This window comes from Azospirillum sp. B510 (assembly GCF_000010725.1).
GTDB lineage: Bacteria > Pseudomonadota > Alphaproteobacteria > Azospirillales > Azospirillaceae > Azospirillum > Azospirillum lipoferum_B.
Map to the genome: position 1 here is coordinate 402,158 of NC_013854.1, position 23,223 is coordinate 425,380.

At 69.1% G+C, this 23,223-nt stretch carries 27 protein-coding genes; 16 read left to right on the forward strand and 11 right to left on the reverse strand.

The features are described from left to right. Positions 1–4: 4 nt before the first annotated feature. Complete coding sequence (locus AZL_RS01865) at positions 5–250, reverse strand: hypothetical protein (RefSeq protein WP_197540143.1); 246 nt, start codon at positions 248–250, stop codon at positions 5–7. Between the two features lie 264 nt (positions 251–514). On the opposite strand from AZL_RS01865, the gene AZL_RS01870 reads away from it, so the two are divergent. Further along, on the forward strand, positions 515–1,525 hold the full coding sequence (locus AZL_RS01870; RefSeq protein ID WP_012972977.1) for a zinc-binding alcohol dehydrogenase family protein: 1,011 nt from the start codon (positions 515–517) through the stop codon (positions 1,523–1,525). A gap of 41 nt (positions 1,526–1,566) precedes the next feature. Here AZL_RS01870 and AZL_RS01875 read toward each other — a convergent pair whose 3' ends face one another. Then, the gene (locus AZL_RS01875) at positions 1,567–2,460 is read right to left on the reverse strand and encodes a LysR substrate-binding domain-containing protein (RefSeq protein WP_012972978.1); all 894 of its coding nucleotides are present in this window, start codon (positions 2,458–2,460) and stop codon (positions 1,567–1,569) included. Between the two features lie 172 nt (positions 2,461–2,632). Between AZL_RS01875 and AZL_RS01880 the strand changes: the two genes are divergently transcribed. Both AZL_RS01880 and AZL_RS01885 read left to right on the forward strand, forming a co-directional pair. Then, entirely contained in the window at positions 2,633–3,169 is a 537-nt protein-coding gene (locus tag AZL_RS01880; protein WP_012972979.1) for a substrate-binding domain-containing protein, read from the forward strand. Between the two features lie 225 nt (positions 3,170–3,394). Further along, a complete protein-coding gene (locus AZL_RS01885; RefSeq protein ID WP_012972980.1) occupies positions 3,395–3,895 on the forward strand; it encodes a GNAT family N-acetyltransferase in 501 nt (166 codons plus the stop codon). Positions 3,896–3,899: 4 nt separating this feature from the next. Here the strand turns inward: AZL_RS01885 and AZL_RS01890 are convergent, their stop codons facing one another. Then, positions 3,900–5,468 carry an ATP-binding protein gene (locus AZL_RS01890; protein WP_012972981.1) on the reverse strand — a complete coding sequence of 523 codons (1,569 nt, stop codon included), beginning with the start codon at positions 5,466–5,468 and terminating at the stop codon, positions 3,900–3,902. A 255-nt stretch (positions 5,469–5,723) separates the two neighbouring features. On the opposite strand from AZL_RS01890, the gene AZL_RS01895 reads away from it, so the two are divergent. Genes AZL_RS01895 through AZL_RS01905 form a run of 3 tightly spaced genes read left to right on the forward strand, consistent with a single transcriptional unit; the run spans position 5,724 to position 8,195 of the window. Then, on the forward strand, positions 5,724–7,592 hold the full coding sequence (locus AZL_RS01895) for a GGDEF domain-containing protein (RefSeq protein ID WP_012972982.1): 1,869 nt from the start codon (positions 5,724–5,726) through the stop codon (positions 7,590–7,592). 50 nt (positions 7,593–7,642) lie between these two features. After that, on the forward strand, positions 7,643–7,918 hold the full coding sequence (locus AZL_RS01900) for a BrnT family toxin (RefSeq protein ID WP_012972983.1): 276 nt from the start codon (positions 7,643–7,645) through the stop codon (positions 7,916–7,918). A 19-nt stretch (positions 7,919–7,937) separates the two neighbouring features. Further along, positions 7,938–8,195 carry a helix-turn-helix domain-containing protein gene (locus AZL_RS01905; protein WP_012972984.1) on the forward strand — a complete coding sequence of 86 codons (258 nt, stop codon included), beginning with the start codon at positions 7,938–7,940 and terminating at the stop codon, positions 8,193–8,195. Positions 8,196–8,225: 30 nt separating this feature from the next. Here the strand turns inward: AZL_RS01905 and AZL_RS01910 are convergent, their stop codons facing one another. From AZL_RS01910 to AZL_RS01935, 6 genes are all read right to left on the reverse strand, one after another. Then, positions 8,226–9,005, reverse strand: a complete 780-nt coding sequence (locus AZL_RS01910; protein ID WP_012972985.1) for an ABC transporter ATP-binding protein — start codon at positions 9,003–9,005, stop codon at positions 8,226–8,228. After that, positions 9,002–9,892 carry an ABC transporter ATP-binding protein gene (locus AZL_RS01915; protein ID WP_012972986.1) on the reverse strand — a complete coding sequence of 297 codons (891 nt, stop codon included), beginning with the start codon at positions 9,890–9,892 and terminating at the stop codon, positions 9,002–9,004. Before AZL_RS01915 ends, AZL_RS01910 begins: the two co-directional genes overlap by 4 nt. Positions 9,893–9,895: 3 nt before the next feature. Then, the gene (nikC, locus tag AZL_RS01920) at positions 9,896–10,840 is read right to left on the reverse strand and encodes a nickel transporter permease (protein ID WP_012972987.1); all 945 of its coding nucleotides are present in this window, start codon (positions 10,838–10,840) and stop codon (positions 9,896–9,898) included. Next, the gene (locus AZL_RS01925; RefSeq protein WP_012972988.1) at positions 10,837–11,847 is read right to left on the reverse strand and encodes an ABC transporter permease; all 1,011 of its coding nucleotides are present in this window, start codon (positions 11,845–11,847) and stop codon (positions 10,837–10,839) included. The genes nikC and AZL_RS01925 overlap by 4 nt, the downstream gene beginning before the upstream one ends. Positions 11,848–11,954: 107 nt before the next feature. Then, positions 11,955–12,959 (reverse strand): thioredoxin-disulfide reductase, encoded by a 1,005-nt coding sequence (gene trxB, locus AZL_RS01930; protein ID WP_012972989.1) that lies wholly within the window; start codon positions 12,957–12,959, stop codon positions 11,955–11,957. Positions 12,960–13,010: 51 nt separating this feature from the next. After that, positions 13,011–14,939: a hypothetical protein gene (locus AZL_RS01935; RefSeq protein ID WP_012972990.1), complete on the reverse strand. Its 1,929-nt coding sequence runs from the start codon at positions 14,937–14,939 to the stop codon at positions 13,011–13,013. A 206-nt stretch (positions 14,940–15,145) separates the two neighbouring features. Between AZL_RS01935 and AZL_RS01940 the strand changes: the two genes are divergently transcribed. The 10 genes from AZL_RS01940 (at position 15,146) to sigJ (ending at position 21,956) form a co-directional block, all read left to right on the forward strand. After that, positions 15,146–15,793: a PadR family transcriptional regulator gene (locus tag AZL_RS01940; RefSeq protein ID WP_012972991.1), complete on the forward strand. Its 648-nt coding sequence runs from the start codon at positions 15,146–15,148 to the stop codon at positions 15,791–15,793. A gap of 23 nt (positions 15,794–15,816) precedes the next feature. Further along, entirely contained in the window at positions 15,817–16,110 is a 294-nt protein-coding gene (locus AZL_RS01945; RefSeq protein WP_012972992.1) for a DUF2218 domain-containing protein, read from the forward strand. 225 nt (positions 16,111–16,335) lie between these two features. Beyond that, positions 16,336–16,791 carry an RrF2 family transcriptional regulator gene (locus AZL_RS01950; protein WP_012972993.1) on the forward strand — a complete coding sequence of 152 codons (456 nt, stop codon included), beginning with the start codon at positions 16,336–16,338 and terminating at the stop codon, positions 16,789–16,791. A gap of 114 nt (positions 16,792–16,905) precedes the next feature. Continuing rightward, positions 16,906–17,865, forward strand: coding sequence for a cysteine synthase A (cysK, locus tag AZL_RS01955; RefSeq protein WP_012972994.1), 960 nt, complete (start codon positions 16,906–16,908; stop codon positions 17,863–17,865). Between the two features lie 180 nt (positions 17,866–18,045). Then, entirely contained in the window at positions 18,046–18,855 is an 810-nt protein-coding gene (locus AZL_RS01960) for a hypothetical protein (protein WP_042442353.1), read from the forward strand. A gap of 85 nt (positions 18,856–18,940) precedes the next feature. Next, a complete protein-coding gene (locus AZL_RS01965; protein WP_042443391.1) occupies positions 18,941–19,729 on the forward strand; it encodes a HesA/MoeB/ThiF family protein in 789 nt (262 codons plus the stop codon). A 33-nt stretch (positions 19,730–19,762) separates the two neighbouring features. After that, a complete protein-coding gene (locus AZL_RS01970; RefSeq protein ID WP_012972997.1) occupies positions 19,763–20,227 on the forward strand; it encodes a DsrE family protein in 465 nt (154 codons plus the stop codon). Between the two features lie 15 nt (positions 20,228–20,242). After that, the gene (locus AZL_RS01975; protein WP_012972998.1) at positions 20,243–20,500 is read left to right on the forward strand and encodes a hypothetical protein; all 258 of its coding nucleotides are present in this window, start codon (positions 20,243–20,245) and stop codon (positions 20,498–20,500) included. A 104-nt stretch (positions 20,501–20,604) separates the two neighbouring features. Then, on the forward strand, positions 20,605–21,057 hold the full coding sequence (locus AZL_RS01980) for a carboxymuconolactone decarboxylase family protein (protein ID WP_012972999.1): 453 nt from the start codon (positions 20,605–20,607) through the stop codon (positions 21,055–21,057). A 5-nt stretch (positions 21,058–21,062) separates the two neighbouring features. Further along, positions 21,063–21,956, forward strand: a complete 894-nt coding sequence (gene sigJ, locus AZL_RS01985; RefSeq protein ID WP_042442356.1) for an RNA polymerase sigma factor SigJ — start codon at positions 21,063–21,065, stop codon at positions 21,954–21,956. A gap of 35 nt (positions 21,957–21,991) precedes the next feature. Here sigJ and AZL_RS01990 read toward each other — a convergent pair whose 3' ends face one another. Together AZL_RS01990 and AZL_RS01995 are read right to left on the reverse strand one after the other, a co-directional pair. Further along, entirely contained in the window at positions 21,992–22,366 is a 375-nt protein-coding gene (locus AZL_RS01990) for a hypothetical protein (protein ID WP_042442358.1), read from the reverse strand. A gap of 93 nt (positions 22,367–22,459) precedes the next feature. Then, positions 22,460–23,176 (reverse strand): HAD family hydrolase, encoded by a 717-nt coding sequence (locus tag AZL_RS01995; protein ID WP_247894248.1) that lies wholly within the window; start codon positions 23,174–23,176, stop codon positions 22,460–22,462. Between the last annotated feature and the right edge of the window lie 47 nt (positions 23,177–23,223).

Genomic DNA, 23,223 nt, shown 5'->3' on the forward strand with positions numbered 1-23,223 from the left:
CCGGTCAGCGCCAGCCGCGCGGGCCGCCCCAGCCGCGTCCCGGTCCGTACCAGCGATCATGCCAGGGGCGGTGATAATAGTATCCCGGCCCGACCACCACCGGCGGCGGCACCGCATAGACCGGGGGCGGCGACACCACCACCGGCTCGCGATAGGCGGGATAAGGCTCGTAGGCGACGCAGCCGGACAGCGCGGCCGCACCGGCGGCGAGAAGCAGGGCTGTCAGGATCTTGGGGCCGCGTATGCTCATGGTCTTGGTTCCTGGCTGGACCCTCCGGTCGTCCGAGCCTTGCGGAAACCGGCGGCGGTGACGAAAGGCGGTCATCGGTATGAACAGCCCGTCCCGGCCGTCTATTCCATACCTCTTTCGCGTCCCGTCCCGCCCTGGTCGCGCCCGTTCTTTCATCCATCGCGATTTTGGATGGATGAAACAAGAACTATGAATTTCACCTATTCCGCTGGCTGCGCCATCCTGGGCCTCGACTTCTTCCCCTTCTTTGAAGACGAGGCCATCATGAAAGCCATCGGCTATCGCAAGTCCCTGTCCATCACCGAGGCCGACGCGCTGATCGACGTCGAGATCGACCGCCCGGCCGCCACCGGCCGCGACCTTTTGGTCCGGGTGGAGGCGGTATCGGTCAACCCGGTGGACACCAAGCTGCGCCGCAACGCCGCGCCCGCCGATGGCGCCCTGCGCATCCTGGGGTTCGACGCCGCCGGCGTGGTCGAGGTGGTCGGGCCGGACGCCACCCTGTTCCGCCCCGGCGATGCGGTGTTCTATGCCGGCTCCATCGACCGCCCCGGCACCAACGGCGAATATCATCTGGTCGATGAGCGCATCGTCGGCGCCCGCCCGGCCAGCCTGGGCGCCGCCGAGGCCGCCGCCCTGCCGCTGACCGCCATCACCGCCTGGGAGATGCTGTTCGACCGGCTCGGCCTGCCCCGTGATGGCGGAGACGGCAAGTCGCTGCTGATCGTCGGCGGGGCCGGCGGTGTCGGCTCCATCGCCATCCAGTTGGCCCGCCGGCTGAGCAAGGTCCGGGTGCTGGCCACCGCCTCGCGGCCGGAGACCGCCGACTGGGTGCGGGAACTGGGCGCCCATGACGTGATCGACCACAGCCGGCCGATGGCGGAGCAGGTGAAGGCGCTGGGGCTGGCCGGCGTCGATTACGTCTTTTCCACCAACGCGACCGATCGTCATTTCGGGGATCTGGTCGAGCTGGTGGCGCCGCAGGGTCATATCGGCCTGATCGACGATCCCGAGCCGATCGATGTCCGCCTGCTGAAGCGCAAGAGCGTCTCGCTGCATTGGGAGCTGATGTTCACCCGTCCGCTGTTCCAGACCGCCGACATGATCGCCCAGCACGACCTGTTGACCGAGGTGTCGCGGCTGGTCGATGCCGGCACCTTGCGCACCACCCTGACCGAAACGCTGGGCCGCATCGACGCCGCCACCCTGCGCAAGGCGCATGCCCTGATCGAATCGGGCAAGGCGCGCGGCAAGATCGTGCTGGAGGGCTTCTGATCCGCCTTGCGCCCGGCCTTCGCCGTTCCCCCGCCCGGCCGCTATACCGCCAGGGCGAGCGGCGGGCGGGCCGGGCGCAGGCCCGACAGGCCGTCGAGGAGGAAGCCCACCAGCGCTTCGGCGAGGTGGCGGTTGCGCGGCGTCTCGCCGAAGATGGCCATGTCGACATCGCCCAGCTCGGGCAGCCCGTCTTCCGGCCCCAGCCGGCGCATGCCGTCGGGGATGGAGGACTCGCTCAGCACCGCCACGCCCAGCCCGGCGCGGACGGCGGCCTGTACCCCCAGAACGCTGCCGCTGGTGTAGACCACCCGCCAGGATCGTCCGGCCTCGCCCAGCGCCGCCAGACCTCGGTTGCGGAAGACGCAGGGCGCCGGCAGGGCGCAGAAGGGCAGCGGGCTGTCGGCCGGAATCTCCAGCCCGGGCGCCGCCACCCAGCGCAGCGGTTCGCTCCAGAAGCCGCGGCCCCGGCCGTCGCCGGTGTCGCGGCGGGAGATGGCCAGATCCAACTCGCCGCCATCGAGCGCCGAGACCAGCTCGCCGCACAGCCCGACCCGCACATCGATGTGGAGGCGCGGGTGCAGCTTGGCGAAGCGGCGCAGGACGTGGGGCAGATGGTCGGCCAGGAAGTAATCGGCCACGCCGAGCCGCAACTCCCCCTCCGCCGCCGGTTCGGCGAAGCGGCGCACCGTCTCGTCGTTCAGGTCGAGCAGGCGGCGGGCGTAGCCCATCAGCAGTTCGCCGTCATGGGTCAGGGCCAGCGAGCGGCTGGTCCGCTCGAAGACCCGGCGGCCGAGAGTTTCCTCCAGCTTCTTGATCTTGACGCTGATCGCCGACTGGGTCCGGCCCAGCCGGTCGGCGGCCGCGGTGAAGCCGCCGGCCTCCGCCACGGTGACGAAGGCGCGCAGCGCGTCGATCTCCAGATCGGGCAGGGACATCGGGAATCATTCCGAACCATGATCATTCCCGGTCATTCTATCGCTGATGTTCATCGATGGCGAGTGTCCGCTGGGAGGGGGCCGGTGGGACAAGCGTTGGCCGGGCCGTTGAAGTGCCGCCGGGGCGTTCTCATTGTCAGCCTCCCGACGATCCCGAGGAGAGAGACGACCGATGACCCGTTTTCCCGCGCCGGCCGGCGGAGTGGCTCTTGGCCATCTGGCCCTTGCCTTTGCCGCTGCGGTGCTGCTCGCCGGCTGCCAGATGCCGGGCTTCGCGCCGCCGCCGCAACAGACCGCCGCCCTGCCGCCGCCGGCCGTGCCGAAGCCGCCGCCGGAGGCGCGGGGCATCTGGATCGTCGGCAGCCCGGCGCTGCGCGGCACCATCGACCAGGCGGCGGCCGGCTATGCCGGCGGGCCCGACACCAAGCCGCGGTTGGACGCCCGCGGCACCGCCGCCGGTTTCCGTGCCTTCTGCGCCGGGGTCGGTCTGGACCATCCCGACATGGTGGCCGCCGACCGTCCGATCACCGCCGCCGAGTTCCAGCGCTGCCGCGCCGCCGGCATCACGCTGACCGAATATGGTTTCGGACCCAAGCGCTTCGTCTATGTCAAGGACTCGCACCGGATGGCGGTGCCCGGCGTCAATGATTTCGTGACCAGCTGGGGCCAGGGCGGCAAGCCGGTGAGCGTGCCCGCCACCGGAAGCTGAGGGGCCGGACGCCGACCATTCCAAGCCGAAGGGGGCCTCGCTGGTTGCACCCTCGTATTTTCCCTGGGCCGCTCGTTGAGCGGCCCTTTTCGTCATCGCGGACCGTCGCGTGCCGGCCGAGGAGCTTCGCAATCAATTTGGTGGAATACAATCCAGTATAATGGAATCATGGTTCCGTGATCGGCAGTGCCGCATCGACACCATCGGGAACCGAAGGAGCGATCCATGACCCACGCCATCCGGGCGGCCACCGAGGCCGACCTTCCCGCGATCGTCGCCATCCTGAACGAGGCCATCCTCACCACCACGGCGGTGTGGAGCCTGACGCCGACCACGCTGGAGCAGCGCCGCGTCTGGATGGCGGAGCGTCTGGCCAACGGCATGCCGGTTCTGGTGTCCGAGATCGATGGCGAGGTGGCCGGCTTCGCGTCCTACGGCGAGTTCCGCCCCTGGGAGGGATACCGGCATACCGTCGAGCATTCGATCTATGTGGAGACCGGGCTTCGTGGCCGGGGACAGGGCCGTGCGTTGCTGACGGCGCTGCTGGATGATGCGACGCTCAAGGGCAGGCATATGATGGTCGCCGGCATCGAAGCGGAAAACGCCGCCTCGATCCGTCTGCATGCCGGCCTGGGATTCGTCGAGGCCGGCTGTCTGCGGCAGGTCGGCCGCAAGTTCGATCGCTGGCTTGACCTTCTTTTCATGCAGAAGCGTCTGGCCGCGTGACCGTTCACCCCGCCGCGAACAGCCCGCCCTCCTCGGGGGCGTCGGCCCTGTCGTCGGCGTTGGGGTCGCCGAGCGCGGTTTCCCAGCCGAGCGCCGGCAGGGCGATGGCGCGGGTGTTGCCCAGGCCGCTGCGGCTGGCGATGAAGCCGCGCTGTTCCATGTAGGTCAGCAGGCGGCGGCCGCGTCCTTTCGACCGGCTGCCGCAGGCCCGCGCCACGTCGGCGTCCGACGGGCAGGGGGCGTGGTCGAGGGCGGCGCGGGCCAGCAGCAGGAAGACCGGCTGGATGTCCTCCGCCAGGGTGGCGGCGACCTCCGTCGCCCGCTGCCAGGCGGGATCATCGCCGCCGCCGCCGGCCCCGGCGCGCGCGGTCGCCAGACGGCGGCGGAAGGCGGGCAGGGTCAGCCGGTCACCATCCACCCCACGCCCCCGGCAGCGCACCAGGAAATCCTGGTACAGCACGGCCAGCGAGCGGTAGGGCGCCTCCGGGTCGGCCAGCACCTCGGCCAGCACCGCGTCATAGCCGGCCTCGCGCTCGGCGGCCTGTTCGGGCGTTTCCTCCGGTTCCGGCGGCGGCACGGACGGTTCGGCCGCGGTCTCGTTGGGGGAGGGCGGCGGTTCGGCTGGCGGCTGGGCGGCGGTTCGGCCGCGCGCCAGCTGCGCCATCAGGTCGGCGCTGGCCGAGGTCGAGGGGCGGCGGACGTAGCGCGGCGGCTCCGGCCCGGTCGTGGTGAAGATCAGGTCGCGGGCATCCGCCACCGGGGTGGCGGGGGGCGGCATCAGGGTCGGGCTGCCGGTGCGGCCCTGGGTCTCCACCGCGCCGATGCGCAACGGCAGCGGCCGGCGCGACAGGGCGGGGCCGAGGGCGATGAAATGCCCGCGCTCCAGATCGCGGAACATCTCCGCCTGCCGGCGCTCCATGCCGAGCAGATCGGCGGCGCGCGCCATGTCGATGTCGAGGAAGGTGCGGCCCATCAGGAAGTTCGACGCCTCGGCGGCGACATTCTTCGCCAGCTTGGCCAGACGCTGGGTGGCGATCACCCCGGCCAGCCCGCGCTTGCGTCCGCGGCACATCAGGTTTGTCATGGCGCCGAGCGAGACCTTGCGCGCCTCGTCCGACACCTCGCCGGCGGCCGACGGGGCGAACAGTTGCGCCTCGTCCACCACCACCAGCATCGGATACCAGAAATCGCGGTCGGCATCGAACAGCCCGCCCAGGAAGGCGGCGGCGTGGCGCATCTGCATCTCCGCGTCCAGCCCCTCCAGGTTCAGCACGACGGAGACGCGGTGCTGGCGCACGCGGGCGGCCACCGATTGCAGGGCGGCCTCGCTGTGCTCGTCGGCCTCCACCACCACATGGCCGAAGCGTTCGGCCAGCGTGACGAAGTCGCCCTCCGGATCGATGACCGCCTGCTGAACCCACTGGGCGCTCTGTTCGATCAGCCGGCGCAGCAGGTGCGACTTGCCGGAGCCGGAATTGCCCTGGACCAGCAGACGGGTCGCCAGCAGCTCCTCCAGGTCGAGCGTCGCGGCCCCGCCCGCGTTCGTCGCCCCCATGTCGATGCCGACCTTCATTCCGCTCGCCTCCCACGCACCCGAACCGTCCCCGTTTGGGGAGGCGCTTCCTATAGCGCAGGCGGGCGCGGCGATACGAGGATTCGATTCGGGGCGGCAGCCTTGCCGACGGGGCGGCGCTCCCCGGCCGTACACACTTCAGCGGCGGGTGATCCGCACGCGCAACAATCTGGCGCTGCGGTCATGAAAACGCAAACAAGCCCTGTTACAAACAACGGCTGACCCGATGCGGGATCGGCGCTGGCGGACCGAGCGATGACTGTGCTGACCACGACCAAGGCCGGGATCCAGGCCGGACAGACGGAGAGCGACCGCGCCGAGCCCTATGGCGCGAGCTGGTCGGCCATCCGCTCGGGTCAGGGCGAGGGCGTCGCCTTCGACTGGGTGGCGGCGACCGGCGCGCTGAGTTATGCCTTCCAGCCCATCGTCCAGCTGCGGTCCGGCCGTTGCCACGGCTATGAGGCGCTGCTGCGCGGGTTCGAGCGTACCGGTTTCGCCAATGCCGCCGAGCTGCTGGACGCCGCCGAAGCCGCCGGCCTGCTGGCGGTGCTGGAGACCGCGCTGCATGCCAAGGCGGTCGCCGCCTATCGCGCGCTGTCCGGCTGGAGCGAGGCGAAGCTGTTCCTCAACCTCGACGCCCGGCTGGTCGGGCGCCCGGACTCCCCCTGGATTTCCTGCGATCCGGGGACGTCGCGCAACAGCGGCATCGTGCTGGAGCTGTCGGAGAATCGGCCGGTCGGCCGCGGGGTCGCGGTGGATGCCGCGGTCGACCGTTATCGCCAGAGCGGGAGCGGCATCGCCATCGACGATTTCGGCGTCGGTCATTCCGGCCTGCGCACGCTGTACGAGGCGCGGCCGGACTATGTCAAGATCGACCGCTTCTTCATCGCCGGCATCGACGCCGATGCGCGCAAGCGGGCGCTGGTGGCTGCGTTGGCCGGTCATGCCCACGCGCTGGGCATCCAGATCGTGGCGGAGGGGGTGGAGACCGAGACCGAATTCTACACCTGCCGCGATCTCGGCTGCGACTTCGCCCAGGGGTTCCTGATCGCCCGGCCGCGGCTGGATCTGACCAGCCTGCCGAACCGCTATCCGGTGATCGAGGACCTCAACCGCCGCGACCGCCGCCAGCCCAGCGAAGCGCACCGGCGCCTGTCGGAGGTGATCGAACGGCTGCCGCCGCTGCGGGTGGATTCGCGCAAGACCGAGCTCTTGGACTATTTCCGTCGCGAGGGCAGCGCCGCCATCGCCCCGATCATCGACGAACATGACCGGCCGCTCGGCCTGATCCTCGAGCGCGATCTGAAACGCTTCGTCTATTCGCGCTTCGGTGGAGAATTGCTGCGCAATCGCGGGCTGGGCGATCGGTTGGACGATCTGGTCATCCGCTCCCCGGTCTGTGACATCTCCACCCCGCTGGACCGGGTGATCGAAGCCTTTTCGACCGAGTCGGCCGCCGACGGCATCGTGATCGTCGAGGGCGGCGCCTATGCCGGCGTGCTGTCGAGCGGCGCGTTGCTGCGGCTGGTGCATGAACGCAATCTGGCGATGGCGACCGACCAGAATCCGCTGACCCGGCTGCCGGGCAACGCGGCGATCGTCCGCCACATCGAAGGGGCGCTGGACGACAGCGCGCGCGGCCATGTGCTGGCCTACCTGGATTTCGACAACTTCAAGCCCTTCAACGACAATTTCGGCTTCCGCCAGGGCGACCGCGCCATCCTGATGTTCAGCGAGCGGCTGAAGGCCTGGGCCGGCGGCGCCGGCGCGGTCATCGATGCCGACGCCTTCGCCGGCCATATCGGCGGCGACGACTTCTTCCTCGGCGTCAGCGGCGGGACGGAGGGCGAGGTTCTGGCCCGGCTGACGGAGCTGCTGGCCCTGTTCCGGTCGGATGCCGAGAGCCTGTATGATGCGGAAACACGGGTGAGCGGCGGCTTCCTGGCGAAGGACCGTTATGGGGCGCTCCGCCGCTTCCCGCTGCTGGCGGCCAGCGGGGTGGCCGTCGTCGTTCCGCCCGGCCAGCATGGGCTGACCCCCGACGCCATCAACGCCGCCATCGCCGACCACAAGGCCGCCGCCAAGGAGGCGGAGGACAAGCTGTGCGTGGTGCGGCTGGCGTGATGTAATATCCCTCTGGCATGGGCTCCGTCATTGACGTAGGATGACATCCCATGGGTGAGCCTTTCGATCCCGTCAAGAACCTGCTCAATCGTCGCAAGCATGGTTTGGACCTGTCTTTCGGGGCCGAGGTTCTTCGTGACCGGAACCTGATCGAAATGCCCGATCTGTCGATGGATTACGGCGAGGAGCGCTTCAACGCGCTGGGCATGGTCAATGGCAAGGTCTACGCCGTCACCTATACTGAGCGTGCGGAGGGGATAAGATTCATTTCCGTGCGGGAGGCCGACAAACGCGAGGCGGCCCACTATTTCAAGGCCAACTCCTGAGCAACGGCGTCCTAGCCCCATGGTGATCCCGATGAACGAGCACGAAACCTTTACCGATGAGCAGCTCGCCGCCATGAGGCATCCGCCTCTGGCGAAGCGCGTTCGCCGTTCGACCGGTCTGTCGCAGGAAGCCTTCGCCGAGCGTTTCGGCATTCCGCTGCGCACGCTCCAGGAGTGGGAGCAGGGGCGGCGGGAGCCGGATGGCGCCGTCGCGTCCTATCTGCGTGTCATTGAAAAGCAACCGGACATGGTGGCAGAGGTTCTGGCGGCCGAGTGATCGCAAGCCGGCGTGAAGAGGCGCCTCCCCTCACGCATAATCCCGGAAGCCCGCAGCCGCCACGCGGTCGTAGCCCCGGCTGGCGCGCAGGAGCTGCAAGGTGTAGGGCTCGCGCGCGGCACCCAGGCGCAACCCTTCCACACTCATCTCCTCGACCAGACGGCCGCGGTTCATCACCGCCAGCCGGTCGCACAGGTTGGCGACGACGGCGAGGTTGTGGGTGACCAGCACCAGGGTCAGGCCATGCTCCGCCCGCAACCGGCGCAGCAGGTTCAGGATCTCCGCCTGTACCGACACGTCGAGCGCCGAGGTCGGCTCGTCCAGCAGCAGGACGCGCGGTTCCAGCACCAGGGCGCGGGCGATGGCGACACGCTGGCGCTGGCCGCCCGACAGCTGGTGCGGGTAGCGGAAGCGGAAGGCGGGGCCGAGCCCGACGTCACTCAGCACCCGGTCGATGCGGGCGTCGGCGTCGCCCAGCCCATGGATGGCGATCGGTTCGGACAGGATGCGGTCCACCGTGTGGCGCGGGTGCAGCGAGCCGTAGGGGTCCTGGAACACCATCTGGCAGAGCTTGTGGAAGCCCTTCGGCCGCCGGCGCCCCTGGTCGGTGCCGGCGATGGCGATGCGGCCGGTCCAGTCGTCGTTCAGGCCGCTGACCGCGCGCAGGACCGTCGATTTGCCGGACCCCGATTCGCCGACAAGGCCGAAGCTCTCGCCGTCGCGCACCGACAGGGTGACGCCGTCCACCGCCGTGATGGCATCGGCACCCTGGCCGAAGCGGATCCGCAGGTCCTGGATGTCGATCATCATCCTCGGGCCTCCAGCCCATCGGTCAGCCCATCGGTCAGCCAGGCGGGATCGCGGCTCAGCACCGGCAGGTCGCCCGCCGGCGCGTCGATCCGCGGCAGGCTGGCCAGCAGGCCGCGGGTGTAGGGGTGGGTCGCCGCGTGCAGCTCCGACGCGCGGCAGCTCTCCACCACCCGGCCGGCATACATGATCAGGATGCGGTCGCAGAAGGAGGCGACCAGGTTCAGATCGTGGCTGACGAAGATCATGCCCATGCCGCGCCGGGAACAGAGATCGTCGAGGATCGCCAGAACCTGCATCTGCACGGTGACGTCGAGCGCCGAGGTCGGCTCGTCGGCGATCAGCAGGTCGGGGTCGGGAATCAGCATCATCGCGATCATGATGCGCTGGCCCATGCCGCCCGACACCTCGTGCGGGTAGCGGTCATAGACCCGCTCCGGGTCGCGGATGCGCACGGCGGCCAGCATCTCCAGCGCCCGGCGTTTGGCTTCGGCGGCGCCGGCCTTGTTGTGGACGCGGTAGGCCTCGGCGATCTGGCGGCCGATGGTCATCACCGGGTTCAGCGAGTATTTCGGGTCCTGCATCACCATGGCGATGCGCCGGCCGCGGATGTCGCGCATGCGCCGGGGCGACGCCGCCAGCAGATCCTCGCCGCTGAAGGCCAGCCGGTCGGCGGTCACCCGGCCGGGCGAGGGGACGAGGCGCAGGATGGAGCGTCCGGTCATCGACTTGCCGGATCCCGATTCGCCGACGATGCCCAGCTTCTCCCGCCCCAGGGTGAAGGAGACGCCGCGCACCGCCTCGGCCATGCCGGTGCGGGTCGGGAAGGCGACGCGCAGGTTGGCGACGTCCAGCAGGGGGGTATTGTCCGCCGGTCTTTTGTCGGTCATGGCTCAGTCCCCCTTCGGGTCCAGCACGTCGCGCAGACCGTCGCCCAGCAGGTTGAAACCGAGGCTGACGATGAAGATGGCGAATCCCGGCATGGCGGCGACCCACCATTGCTCCAGCACATATTGCCGGCCGCTGGCGATCATCGCGCCCCATTCCGGCAGCGGCGGCTGGGCGCCCAGCCCGAGGAAGCCGAGGCCGGCGGCGGTCAGGATCACGCCGGCCATGTCCAGCGTCGTCCGCACGATCAGCGAGGCGACGCACAGCGGCATGATGTGGCCGAGGATGATGCGCGGGCTGGAGGCCCCTTGCAGCCGGGCGGCGGCGATGAAGTCGGCGCGGCGCACGGTCAGCGTCTCCGCCCGCGCGATGCGGGCATAGGGCGGCCAGGAGGTGATGGCGATGGCGATCACCGCGTTCTCGATGCCGGGGCCGAGTGCCGCGACGAAGGCCAGCGCCAGGATCAGCTTGGGAAAGGCCAGCGCGATGTCGGTGACGCGCATCAGCGTGATGTCGACCCAGCCGCCGAAATAGCCGGCGACCGTGCCGATCACCAGCCCGGCCAGCGGCGCCGTCGCCGCCACCAGCGCCACGATCATCAGCGTCAGCCGCGCGCCATGGATCAGGCGGGACAGGATGTCGCGGCCGAAGGAGTCGGTGCCCAGCCAATGGGCGGTACCCGGCGGCATCAGCCGGTTGTTCAGATCCTGGGCGTAGGGGTGGTGGGGCGCCAGCAGCGGGGCGAGTGCCGCGACGACGACCAGGGCCAGCACGATCAGCAGGCCGGCGACGGCCAGCCGGTTGCGGCTGAACGCCACCCAGCCGGACCAGGCGCGGCCCAGCCGGGCCTGGGCGCGCGAGTGCGGCGTGTCGGTGGTCAGCCAGTGCCGCCAGCCGGCGGGCTGGGGGGTGGGCTTGGGGGCGGATTGGGGGGCGGTGCGCGCGGTCATCGGGCCCGGGGATCCAGAAGGCGGTAGAGAAGGTCGGACAGCAGGTTCAGCGCGATGAAGACCGCGCCGACCACCAGCGTCCCGCCCAGCACCGCGTTCATGTCGGCGCTGAGCAGCGAATTGGTGATGTAGAGCCCGAGGCCGGGCCAGGCGAACACCGTCTCGGTCAGCACCGACCCCTCCAGCAGGCTGGCATAGGACAGGGCGATGACGGTGATCAGCGGCACCGTGATGTTGCGCAGCGCATGGCCCCAGACCACGCGGGTCTCCGACAGGCCCTTCACCCGGGCGGTGGTGATGTATTCCTGGCGCAACTGGTCCAGCATGAAGCCGCGGGTCATCCGCGCGATGTAGGCGACGCTGTGGAGGCCGAGGATCGCCGACGGCAGCACCAGATGATGCAGCGCGTTCCAGAAGATATCGGTTTCGCCGGCCAGCAGCGCGTCCACCGTTATCAGGCCGGTGACCGGATCCACCATCCCCTCGTAGAAGACATCGACCCGGCCCGGCCCCGGTACCCAGTCCAGCCTGGCGTAGAACAGCAGCAGCGCCATCAGACCGAGCCAGAAGATCGGCACCGAATGGCCGATCAGTCCGAGCAGCCGGATGGCATGGTCGGGCCAGCGGCCGCGGTTGGTGGCGGCGGACACCCCGGCGGGAATGCCCAGGACCGCGCCGACGATGGCGGCGACCGTCGCCAGCTCCAGCGTCGCCGGGAAGACGCGCAGCACATCCTCCAGCACCGGGCGGGAGGTCAGCACCGAGGTGCCGAGGTCGCCCTGGACCACGTCGCCGAGATAGAGCAGGAACTGCCGCCACAGCGGCAGGTCGAGGCCGAGCTGCGTGCGCATCCGCGCGACGCTTTCGGCATTCGCCCGGTCGCCGAGGACGGACAGCACCGGATCGATCGGCACCACGCGGCCGATCAGGAAGGTGACCAGCAGCAGGCCCAGCAGGGTGACGGCCACCGTGACCAGCAGGGTCAGGCCGCGTTTCAGTGTAGGCAAGAGGACTCCCTCGCGGTGTGACGCTTCAGGGAATCACAGTCGGGGCTTTGCGCAAAGCCCGTCAAGGGCATATGGGGGTATGGGAGGGGGCAAACGCCCCCTCAAGCTCACCAGGTCCCGGCCGGGCTGCGGTCGCCATGGGCGCCGGCGGCCGGCTCATGGTGGGCGAGCCAGCGTTCGGCCTCGAGCGCCGCCATGCAGCCCATGCCGGCGGCGGTGACCGCCTGGCGGTAGACCTTGTCCTTGACGTCGCCGGCGGCGAAGACGCCGGGGATGTTGGTGGCGGTCGAGTCGGGCACCGTGACGATGTAGCCCGCCTCGTCCATCTCCACCTTGCCCTGGAAGATGCCGGTCGCCGGCACATGGCCGATGGCGACGAAGACGCCGGCCACCGGAATGACGCGCTCCTCGCCCGACTTCACGTTCTTCACGCGCACGCCGGTGACGGCGCGCGGGTTGCCCATGGTGCCGTCGCCCTCGCCGACGATCTCCTCGACCGTGCTGTCCCACACCACCTCGATCTTGGGATGGCGGAACAGGCGGTCCTGCATGATGCGTTCGGCGCGGAAGCCGTCGCGGCGATGGATGACCGTCACCTTGCTGGCATGGTTGGTCAGGTAGAGCGCCTCTTCAACGGCCGAATTGCCGCCGCCGACCACCGCGACCTCCTTGCCGCGGAAGAAGAAGCCGTCGCAGGTGGCGCAGGCCGACACGCCGAAGCCGCGATAGATCTCCTCGGTCGAGATGCCGAGCCAGCGCGCCTGGGCGCCGGTGGCGATGATCACGCTGTCGGCGGTGTAGGTGTCGCCGCTGTCGCCCTTGCAGACGAAGGGGCGCCGGGTGAAGTCGACGTCGGTGATCAGGTCGAACACCATCCTGGTGCCGACATGCTCCGCCTGCTTCTGCATCTGCTCCATCAGCCAGGGGCCCTGGATCGGATCGGCGAAGCCGGGGAAATTCTCCACGTCGGTGGTGATCATCAGCTGGCCGCCCGGCTGCATGCCCTGGACCATCAGCGGCTCCAGGTTGGCGCGCGCGGCATAGATGGCGGCGGTATAGCCGGCCGGGCCGGCGCCGATGATGAGGACCTTGGTGTGGTGCGTGCTGGCCATGGGTCTGATCCCGCAAGATATCGGCAGAAGGGGAGGGCTTTTGGAACGCTTCTAGAAGCCAAACATATGGTCAAGGCTGAAGGCGTTGTCACCGGCGGCAAGGCAGCCATGGTAGCCGAACAGGCGGCAACTGGTGTCGCGGATCAGCACATAGGCATGCTCGCCCGCCGCCAAACGTTCCGCTTCCGTGAACATCTCGCGATAGCGCCAGAACCGCGAGCCGCCGCAGGGGATGGCCAGCCGCTTGCGCGCCACCTCGACCCCATCGCGCCGCACCAGCACGAGGCTGGTGTCGGAGGTGGCATGCCAGCGGGTCGAGGCCGGATAGACGAGATGGCAGAGCGTGTCCCACGGGTCGGTGCCCAGCCGCAGGAACAGGCGGGTCGACAGGCCGGGCGGACGGCCATGGTAGCTCTGCGGCTCGTCTCGATAGACCATCGCCATGTTGAACATGTGGCTGCCGAAGCTGGTCTCCGCCACATGGCCAGTCGTTACGTCCTCGTAACGGACCAGGGCATGCAGCCAGCCGTCGGCAATCGTTCCGGCTTCGAAATCATAGACCAGTTCGACATGGCCCCAGCCATCGACAACCGGCCGGTCGGCGACCAGGCCGGTGACGTCCAGCGCCACGCTGTCGGAGCGCTTGAGGTTGCCGAAACGGTGCTCGGCCATGGCGGCGCCGTCGCGGTCATAGACGACGGCCTTCACCGGCAGTTCGGTCTGCGCCGTGCTCATCGGCGTCGGCAGCAGGATGGTGCGCCAGCGGCCCATCGGCAGCAGCGGCGCCGGCAGGATATGGCCCTTGCCGACGACGCCCTTGTCCACGGCGCCGCCGGTCAGTCGCGGCAACTTCGGGTCCGGCTTCAGGTCGGTGCGTTCGACATTGGCGTGCGCCATGCGGCGGCGGCCGTCGGCGGCGACGATCTCATAGCGCGGGCGGACGAAATGCTTGCCGGCCTGCACCTCGAACTGTTGCGGCCAGCGCGCCTCGGGGAACAGGCTGGCGACGTCGAGTTCGATGGTGGCGAAGGCGGGGACCGCGCGGTCGAGCCTGCGGATGTCGGCCGAGCCCATCAGGTTCAGCCCGACGGCGCCGGCCGGGATCGGGGTCGGGTGGCTGTTCTGGATCCACAGGGTCACCCGCTCGCCCTCGCGCGGGGCGGGCAGTCCGGCATAGAGGTCGGCCGGCCAGGCGTTGGCGTCGTGGGTGCAGGACAGCACCGTGTCGTCGTCGCCATAGGTATCGAGCGCGTATTTCACCACGTCATGGCCGGCGGCGCCGATGACATGCAGGAACAGCGATCCGCAGAAGTCGGACAGGTTGAAGCGTTCGCGCACCTGCCGGCTGTCGATCACGACGGTGCCGTCGGTCGGCGGCATCGGCTCGGTCCAGTCGGCGATCGGGCGCCCGTCGCCATCGAACAGGCAGGCCCACAGCCGGGTGCCCTTGGCGCCGTAGCGCGGCCAGTAATTGGCCGACACCACGCGGGTGTGGTGGCCGTCGCCGTCGCGGAACCAGGCGAAGTTGGTCGCCCAGTTGAATTTCGACAGGTAATGGCCGGGGTCGTTCAGCATGTCTTCCGGCACGCGCATGGCGTCGAGCGAAACGACACCGGCCTGCTTCGGAATCAGATGGGCGATGTGGCCTTCCAGCCGCTGCGAATCGAAGGCGACGACGAAGATCGTGCGGGCGCCGCTGGCCGGCAGGTCGGTGACCGGGCGGGCGGCATGGCCGAACACCTCCTTCCCCACCTGTTCCACGTCCTGGACATAGACGCCGCAGAGCTGGATGGCGGACAGGTCGTAGAACTCCGCCAGCCCCGACAGCAGCCCCAGCGGGTCATAGACCGCCACCGGGCCGAAGGAGGCCAGCCGCGCGATCAGGATCGCCGCCTTGGGGGCCGCCAGCGGATGGCCCACCGCCTTGAAGAAGCTGGAACCGCCGGTGACGTTGGAAAAGGTCTCGATCCGAAGGGGCATCAGGGCACACACGCGCGAAAGCAAAGCCGGGGCGTCGGTTATAGCCCCATCGGCCGGACAGGCGACAGAGATTTGCGGGCGGCGGCGTTTTGTCGGGATGGGCGGGGCCCGCCGGCATGGCCATCCGAAAGATCCCCCTTGTCTGAGAGCGTGTTTCGATATATCTAAGATTTCGTTATATCGAAACTGCATCAAGAGAGGGTTCCATGCTTCGGCATCTGTTTCACAAACATGGGCGCCGCTTTTCGCGTCCGGACTTCGACGACGAGGCTCCCGAGGGGCGCGGAGAGGGTAGGGGCCGTCATGGCCGTCATGGGCATCGCGGTGGCCGGGGCGGTGGCTGGGGCGGCGGCTTGGAAGGCTGGGGTGGTCATGGGCGGGGCGGCCGCGGCGAGCGGCGCGTCTTCGACCATGGCGACCTGCGCCTGGTCCTGCTGTGGCTGATCGCGGAGAAGCCGCGCTCCGGCTATGATCTGATCAAGACCATCGAGGAGATGGTCGGCGGCGCCTACAGTCCCAGCCCCGGCGTGGTCTATCCGACGTTGACCCTGCTGGAGGAGCAGGGACACATCCGGGTCGGCGCCACCGAGGGCAACAAGAAGCTCTATGAGATCACCGACGAGGGGACGGAGGCGCTGAAGGCGGCGGAACCGGCGGTGGCCGGTGTGCGCGAGCGCATCGCCCATGCCAAGGCCCGCCAGCAGCGCGAATCGTCGCCGCAAATCCATCGCGCCATCGAGAATTTCAAGCTGGCGCTCAGGCTGCGGCTGTCGCGCGGCGACCTGACGGCGGAGCAGACCCGGGCCATCGCCGACATCATCGATGACGCCGCCCGCAGCGTCGAACGCATCTGACCGGAGACGGAGGAGGCAGGACCATGGCCGTATCGACCGCGCGTGTCGCCACCGTGAACGGGCGCCGTTACATGACCCAGCTGTGCAAGCACTGGGGGCACAAGTTCGCGGTGGTCCATGACGAGACCCAGGGCCTCGTCCCCTTCGGCCCCGGCAGCCGCTGCCGCATGGCCGCCGACGCCGACGGGCTGACGCTGACCCTCGACGTGGCGGAGGACGGACGGATGGAGCGCATGCGGGGGGTGGTCATCGACCATCTGAAGCGCCTCGCCTTCCGCGAGGATCTGGGGGAGGTGGCCTGGACCCCGGCTGGGTGAGGGCGGCGCCGCAAGGCGGGTTGGCGCGATCTTCCCGGCCGCGCATTTTCCCGGCGGTTCATTTTCTCTGTCACGCATTTTCCCGAGTCCGACTGCGACAAATCCTGTTGAGAACTACCGCATTTGTGGTGTAAAACGATCCTTAACCAACAGGCGGGACTGGGATAGGCCGTGCGGTTTCCGCCGCCCGACCGTTCACAGTCGGATTACCGGGAGTCGTTCGTGATGCTCCGCATCTCCAAGAAGCTGATGTTCGCCATCGAGGCGGTCCTCGACATCGCCTACAACGCGGGCACCGAACCGGTGCAGTCCGGGGAGATCACCCGGCGCCAGGGCATTCCGAAGCGGTATCTGGAACAGGTGCTGCAACAGCTGGTGCGCGAAGGCGTGCTGGCCGGGGTGCGCGGCCCGCGCGGCGGCTACCGGCTGGCGCGCGAGCGGCGGCGGATCACGCTGGGCGAGATCGTCAAGGTCGTCCGCGCGATGGAGACCGCGACCGACCCGATCGAGGAGCCGGCGGGCTCCGTGCTGGGCCATCAGGTGGTGCGGCCGCTGTGGGGCGAGTTGCAGGACGAATGCATGGCCAAGCTCGACACCATCACCATCGAGGATCTGTGCATGCGGGCACGCCGCGCCGGGGTGGAGAGCGAGACCGAGGACCGGATCGACTTCACCATCTGAGGCGTCCCGTCGCGCCGGGCTTTCCCACTTCCCGTTTGACACGCCCCTTGCGCTGGATAATGTTCCACCCGGGGTGTTGAACTTACGTATAACACAAATTTCAGAGGTGGAATCATGGCTGCACCAGAGTTCCGCGGCAAGATCTACGACAGCATCCTCGACACGATCGGCGCCACGCCGCTGGTGCGGCTGGACCGCCTTGCCGCCGACGCGGGCGTCAAGGCGCAGATCATCGGCAAGCTGGAGTTCTTCAACCCGCTGGCCAGCGTCAAGGACCGCATCGGCCGCGCCATGATCGAGGCCGCCGAGGCGGCCGGCACCATCGCCCCCGGCCGCACGACCCTGGTTGAGCCCACCTCCGGCAACACCGGCATCGCGCTGGCCTTCGTCGCCGCCGCCAAGGGCTACAAGCTGATCCTGACCATGCCGGAGAGCATGTCGGTGGAGCGGCGCAAGATGCTGAAGCTGCTGGGCGCCGAGCTGGTGCTGACCCCGGCGGCGGAAGGCATGAAGGGCGCCATCCGCAAGGCCGAGGAGATCCTGGCCGCCGATCCCGACGCCTATGTCCTGCAACAGTTCAAGAATACCGCCAACCCGGCCGTCCACCGCGCCACCACGGCGGAGGAGATCTGGAAGGACACCGACGGTCAGGTCGATTTCCTGATCTCCGGTGTCGGCACCGGCGGCACGCTGACCGGCACCGCCGAAGTGATCAAGGCGCGCAAGCCCTCCTTCAAGGTGGTGGCGGTGGAGCCGGAGGACAGCCCCGTCCTGTCCGGCGGCATGCCCGGCCCGCACAAGATCCAGGGCATCGGTGCCGGTTTCGTGCCCGACATCCTGAAGAAGGAACTGATCGACGAGGTGGTGCGCATCTCCAACCAGCGCGCCTTCGAGACCGCCCGTGCCGTCGCCCGCCTGGAAGGCGTGCCGGTCGGCATCTCGTCCGGCGCGGCGTTGGCGGCGGCGCTGGAAATCGGTGCCCGTCCGGAGAATGAGGGCAAGCAGATCGTCGTCATCCTGCCGTCCTTCGCCGAGCGTTATCTGTCGACCGCCCTGTTCGAAGGGCTGGAATAATATAGCCTTTATGCGGGTGGGGGTGTGCGCCGCCCCCATTCCGCAGCCTTGCCGCGAAATTCCGGTCCGAAATTTGACGGAATTCGCGATTTCGGTTAAGCTTCCCGGGAATTCCAACGTCCTTTCCATCCGTGCCGCCGGAGTGCGCTGACGCGGGGGGGCTGCTGGGGAGTGACCGCCATGACGGATGTCTCATCTGCCACCTCTACCCCGCCCTATGTTCCGAATCTGTCGAACAGCGCGTTCTCCCAGCTCAAGGGAAGGACGACGGGGCTGAATTCCGACGGGGCGAACGCCGACACCCAGACCTTCACGGTCGGCAAGGCCGGCGAGTTCAACTTCAAGATCAACAACACCTTCACCAACGTCGAGATCCGCAACTCGCGCAACGAGGTGGTGACCACCATCCGCTCCACCGATTCGGCGGCGGACACCAGCGCGCGGTTGGGGCCCGGCACCTATACGGCGACCATCTCGCAGGCCAACCGGGCGGCCGGCGTGCGCGATTATTCGATGGACATCACCGAGCGGCAGAATGTCCTGGTGACAGCCGGCGGTGCGACGCTGAAGGGCACCGCCCAGCCACCGCAGAACGGCGACACCGGCGTCCAGAAGCACACCTTCAACGTGGCCCAGGGCGGCACCTTCACCGCCGACATCTCGCTGCCCAACACGCGCTGGGCGCTGATGGACAAGGACGGCAAGGTCGTCGCCGCCAGCGACTCGAACAAACCCGACGCGCAGGAGACCTTCCTGAAGAAGCCGACCTACAAGCTCGATCCCGGCCAATACACCATGGTGGTGGTGCCGCCCGCGAACCTGAAGTCGCCGACCGATTTCCGGTTGACCCTGGTGCCGCGCAACCCGACGCTGACCGAAACCGGCAGCAACCAGGAGAGCGAGATCGCCAAGACGCTGCGCGAACGCCAGACGCGGTTGCAGCAATGGGCGTCGCAGGCCAAGACCAAGCCGACCTCGGTCAAAGCCTGACCGGCTTGCGGCGCGTTGCCGCCGCGCGGAAAAGGCGGCGTCGAATGTTGCCGCAACGGTCCGTTCTTGCGCTATGCTGCCGGCCATGGACTTCACGGATACCCAGCTTCACCGCTATTCCCGCCATATCGTGCTGCCGGAAGTCGGCGGCATCGGGCAGGAAAAGCTGTTGCGTTCCAAGGTGCTGGTCGTTGGTGCCGGTGGGCTGGGGGCGCCCCTGCTCCTCTATCTGGCGGCCGCCGGCGTCGGCACCATCGGCATCGTCGATGACGACACCGTCGATCTGTCGAACCTGCAACGGCAGGTCATCCACGACGAATCGACCCTGGGCCTGCCGAAGGTGGAGAGCGCCGCCGCCCGCATCCATGCGCTGAACCCGGACGTCCGGGTGGAGGCCCACCGCATGCGGTTGAGCCGGGACAATGCGATGGAGCTGATCGGCGGCTATGATCTCGTCGCCGACGGATCGGACAATTTCGCCACCCGCTTCCTGCTGAACGACGCCTGCTTCCTGGCCGGCAAGACGCTGGTGTCGGCGGCCATCCTGCGCTTCGACGGGCAGTTGAGCAGCTTCAAGGCGCATCTGGGGGCGCCGCACCCCTGCTACCGCTGCCTGTTCCCGGAACCGCCGCCGCGCGGCACCGTGCCATCCTGCTCGGAAGGCGGGGTGCTGGGGGCGCTGGCCGGCTTCATCGGTTCGCTGCAGGCGACGGAGGTGCTGAAGGAACTGCTGGGGCTGGGGGAGAGCCTGTCGGGCAGCCTGCTGATGATGGACACGCTCTATGCGTCCTATCAGCGCATCGCCATCAGGCGGGATCCCGACTGCGCGCTTTGCGGCGATCATCGCACGATCCACGACCTCTCCGCCCACTGACGGGCGCCGTGGCGAAGACGGGAGGCGGCCAGCATGTCCATACCCAACTCCGCGACCGGTGCCGGCGGCACGACGGCTCTGTCCATCGTCCTGTTCGCCGGCGGTTTCGACCGCGTCCATTACGCCCTGGTGATGGCCAGCGCCGCGGCGGCCACCAATCGAAAGGTGACGCTGTTCTTCACCGGCCGCGCCCTGCGCGCCCTGGTGCGGGAGGAGGAGCCCGGCGTGCTGGGCTGGCACGACCTTGATCCGGCCGATGACGGCAGTTCGCCGGTGGCGCGCGACCGCTATTTCGCCACCCACGGCCTCGCCACCTTCGAGGAGTTGCTGGAGGCCTGCGTCGCGCTGGGCGTCACGGTGATGGCCTGCGAGATGGGGTTGCGGGCGCTGGGCCTGCCGTCGGGCGTGCCGCTGCGCGCGGACGTGCCGGTGACCAGCGGCGGCGTCGTCACCTTCCTGAACGAGGCGCCGGGTGGCGGCGCCATGCTGTTCGTCTAGGCCGCGGGACCAGCTATGAGCGACAATCGCGAGATCCTCGACCTCGCCAACCGGTTCGAGTCGATCGCCACCGATGGGTTCGAAGGGCGCCCCTACCGTCCGGCGCTGACCGACCTCGCCCGCCGGGTCCGGGTGCGGCCGGGGATGGCGCCACGCGTCGCCCATGCCCTTGGCATCATGATCCGGCTGATCGGCGAGAGCGATCCCGAGGAGCGTTTCGCCGCCAAGACCGCCATCCTGCGCGAGGCGGTCGGGCTGCTTGGCGACGCCTGAATCGGCACCCGGCGGGGTTGGTTGGGCGCAAGGCAGCCATGCGTCACGCCGGAGCGGTCCGTCCCGTCATAGGGGCGATGACACTCCAGACGAGGATGACCGCCATGGCTTTCCGTTTCACCGTCGCCGCCGACGCTCCCTCCCTGTACGCCACGATGCTGGCCACCACCAAGTCCATCCGCGGCGGCGGCCTGCCGACCGGGCTGATCCACCTGATCGACCTGCGCGTGTCGCAGATCAACGGCTGCGCCTATTGCATCGACATGCACGGCAAGGAAGCCCGTCATGACGGGCAATCGGAGCAGCGCATCGCCGCCGTGGCGGCGTGGGAGCGGTCGGACCTGTTCCTGCCGGACGAGCGCGCCGCCTTCGCCTGGGCCGAGGCGCTGACCCGCAACCGTCATGACGACATCGACGCCGCCCATCGGGAGCTGACGCGCCATTTCAGCGCCGGGCAGATCGCCCAGCTGACGGTGACGGTGGCGCAGATCAACGCCTGGAACCGCGTCGGCATCGCCCAGCATGTCGAAGGCACCGCCGTGGGACTGGCGGCGTGACGGCGATGGCCGACCCGGACGGCGCGCCCGCCGCCTTAGCCGCCTTAGCCGCCTTCGCCGGTGAACGGGCGCGGCTGCGCGCCCTGGCCTACCGGCTGCTCGGTTCTGTGGCGGAGGCGGAGGATGTCGTGCAGGACGCCTGGCTGCGCTGGGCGGCGGTGGACACCGCCGGCGTCGGGTCGGCCCCCGCCTATCTCACCACCCTGGTGACGCGGCTGGCGCTCGACCGGCTGCGCTCCGCCCGGATGGCGCGGGAGCGCTATTACGGTCTGTGGCTGCCCGAACCGGAGGTCACCGGCTGGGATCAGGCGGCCGGCGAGGAGGGGGAGCCCGAATCGGTGTCGCTGGCGATGCTGCTGCTGCTGGAACGGCTGGCGCCGGACCAGCGGGCGGTCTTCGTCCTGCGCGAGGCGATGGACCTGGATTATGCCGAAATCGCGGCGATGCTCGGCAAGTCGGCCGAGGCCTGCCGCCAGATCATGCGACGGGCCCGCGCGCGTCTGGCCGAGCCGGCCGCCGCCCTGGCCGACCCCGATGCCGGGCGGCGCCTGGCCGAAGCCTTCGCCGAGGCCAGCCTGCGCCGCGATCATGCCGCCATCGTCGCCCTGCTGTCCGACGACGCCCAGTGGCTCGGCGACGGCGGCGGCATGGTGCGGACGGTGGTCAATCCGCTCCATGGCGCCGACCGCATCGCGCGCTTCCTGCTGGGGGTTCAGCGCAAGCGCGGCGTCGGCTTCGCCTTCGTTCCCGTCCGGGTGAATGGCGGGCCGGGCCTGCTCGCCGATCTCGGCGGGGCCTTCCGCAGCGTGTGGGCCTTCGACATCGCCGATGGCCGCATCCGGCGGATCTACCAGATCGCCAACCCGCGGAAGCTCGGCCATGTGACGGGGTTCGGGTGACCGGCTTCCCGTGACGGGTGGCCGGCCAGCCGATGTTACGCCGCCGCCTCGTCCAGCCAGCGGTCGAGCGCGCCCAGGTCGACCGGGCGGGGCAGGACGGGGAAGGGCAGGTGCGGCATGCGCGGGCCGGTCATCAGGATGCGCGTCTGCGGATAGAGCATGGCGGCCAGCGCCGCGGCGCGGTCGCCTGCATCGCCCTCGTGATCGAGCGGCAGCAGGGCCACGACCGGCGCCTCCGCCCCGATGAGGGTGAGGGCCTCCAGCGGGTCGGCGGTCTGCGACACCTGGAAACCGCGGCCGGCCAGATGGCCGGCCAACGCCTCGCGTTGGTTGCGGTCGGCATCGGCCACCACGGCGCGGCGTCCGCCATAGCCCGGCATCCGAATGTCGGCATCGATGCTGAAAGCCACCTTCCCCCTCCGGCCATCCTGTTTTCGGTATGGCACGTTTTGCTTATGGACGGGCGGAGTATGGGGGCGGGCGGGCGGCTTTGTAAACGACCGCTACCTGTGGTTCGACCTTCGTCGAATACGGACGATTTCGCCCTTGTGCATCAGCGCCAGCATCGGCAGGTCGCTGGGATGGTTGCCGTAACCCCAGGTGGCGACGACCGGGCCGTTGCCGGCGATCCAGCCGGTCACCCGCTCGGCCTTGTCGCGGCGCACGCAGTTGGCGGTGCTCAACCGTCCGGTCAGCGCCCCGTCCACCACCTCCATGCCGGTGGCCAGCAGATCATCCACTTCCAGCCCGCGCAGCAGCGCCGGCATATAGAGGTCGAGCGCCCCGGTGGCGACCACCACGCGGCGGCCCTGGCGGCGATGCTCCTTCAACACCTCCAGCATCGGCTGGTGCCAGCGCACGCGCGGGACCATCCGTTCCGCCGCGGCCAGCGCGTCGGCGACCGGCAGGCCGCCCAGGGTGCGCTTCAGATAGATCGCCTTGACCGACCCCGGAAAATCGCAGCCCGGCCCGCGGCCGCGGACATGCCGATGCAGCGCCGACCGGATGGCGTCGGCCAGCGCCAGGGCGGCGCGGCGGCGGCCGATCACCTCGCCGACGAACATCGGGAGGCTGTCGCCATGGATCAGCGTTCCGTCGAAGTCGAAGAAGGCGACACCCGCCGGTCCGGTAACCGCCGGGCCGGCGGCGGAGGCCGGCGGCGTGAGGCCGGACACGAAATCGGATAGGGAGCCGGGTGGCGGGGCGGAACTTGTCTGCATGACCACGTTTATCCCGCCACGGCGGTGCGGTGGGCAAGGCTTTTCAA

Coding starts and splice junctions, on each gene's coding strand:
- AZL_RS01865 (WP_197540143.1), bottom strand. CDS start 250: ATGAGCATACGCGGCCCCAAGATCCTGACAGCCCTGCTTCTCGCCGCC.
- AZL_RS01870 (WP_012972977.1), top strand. CDS start 515: ATGAAAGCCATCGGCTATCGCAAGTCCCTGTCCATCACCGAGGCCGAC.
- AZL_RS01875 (WP_012972978.1), bottom strand. CDS start 2,460: ATGTCCCTGCCCGATCTGGAGATCGACGCGCTGCGCGCCTTCGTCACC.
- AZL_RS01880 (WP_012972979.1), top strand. CDS start 2,633: ATGACCCGTTTTCCCGCGCCGGCCGGCGGAGTGGCTCTTGGCCATCTG.
- AZL_RS01885 (WP_012972980.1), top strand. CDS start 3,395: ATGACCCACGCCATCCGGGCGGCCACCGAGGCCGACCTTCCCGCGATC.
- AZL_RS01890 (WP_012972981.1), bottom strand. CDS start 5,468: ATGAAGGTCGGCATCGACATGGGGGCGACGAACGCGGGCGGGGCCGCG.
- AZL_RS01895 (WP_012972982.1), top strand. CDS start 5,724: ATGACTGTGCTGACCACGACCAAGGCCGGGATCCAGGCCGGACAGACG.
- AZL_RS01900 (WP_012972983.1), top strand. CDS start 7,643: ATGGGTGAGCCTTTCGATCCCGTCAAGAACCTGCTCAATCGTCGCAAG.
- AZL_RS01905 (WP_012972984.1), top strand. CDS start 7,938: ATGGTGATCCCGATGAACGAGCACGAAACCTTTACCGATGAGCAGCTC.
- AZL_RS01910 (WP_012972985.1), bottom strand. CDS start 9,005: ATGATGATCGACATCCAGGACCTGCGGATCCGCTTCGGCCAGGGTGCC.
- AZL_RS01915 (WP_012972986.1), bottom strand. CDS start 9,892: ATGACCGACAAAAGACCGGCGGACAATACCCCCCTGCTGGACGTCGCC.
- nikC (WP_012972987.1), bottom strand. CDS start 10,840: ATGACCGCGCGCACCGCCCCCCAATCCGCCCCCAAGCCCACCCCCCAG.
- trxB (WP_012972989.1), bottom strand. CDS start 12,959: ATGGCCAGCACGCACCACACCAAGGTCCTCATCATCGGCGCCGGCCCG.
- AZL_RS01935 (WP_012972990.1), bottom strand. CDS start 14,939: ATGCCCCTTCGGATCGAGACCTTTTCCAACGTCACCGGCGGTTCCAGC.
- AZL_RS01940 (WP_012972991.1), top strand. CDS start 15,146: ATGCTTCGGCATCTGTTTCACAAACATGGGCGCCGCTTTTCGCGTCCG.
- AZL_RS01945 (WP_012972992.1), top strand. CDS start 15,817: ATGGCCGTATCGACCGCGCGTGTCGCCACCGTGAACGGGCGCCGTTAC.
- AZL_RS01950 (WP_012972993.1), top strand. CDS start 16,336: ATGCTCCGCATCTCCAAGAAGCTGATGTTCGCCATCGAGGCGGTCCTC.
- cysK (WP_012972994.1), top strand. CDS start 16,906: ATGGCTGCACCAGAGTTCCGCGGCAAGATCTACGACAGCATCCTCGAC.
- AZL_RS01960 (WP_042442353.1), top strand. CDS start 18,046: ATGACGGATGTCTCATCTGCCACCTCTACCCCGCCCTATGTTCCGAAT.
- AZL_RS01965 (WP_042443391.1), top strand. CDS start 18,941: ATGGACTTCACGGATACCCAGCTTCACCGCTATTCCCGCCATATCGTG.
- AZL_RS01970 (WP_012972997.1), top strand. CDS start 19,763: ATGTCCATACCCAACTCCGCGACCGGTGCCGGCGGCACGACGGCTCTG.
- AZL_RS01975 (WP_012972998.1), top strand. CDS start 20,243: ATGAGCGACAATCGCGAGATCCTCGACCTCGCCAACCGGTTCGAGTCG.
- AZL_RS01980 (WP_012972999.1), top strand. CDS start 20,605: ATGGCTTTCCGTTTCACCGTCGCCGCCGACGCTCCCTCCCTGTACGCC.
- sigJ (WP_042442356.1), top strand. CDS start 21,063: ATGGCCGACCCGGACGGCGCGCCCGCCGCCTTAGCCGCCTTAGCCGCC.
- AZL_RS01995 (WP_247894248.1), bottom strand. CDS start 23,176: ATGCAGACAAGTTCCGCCCCGCCACCCGGCTCCCTATCCGATTTCGTG.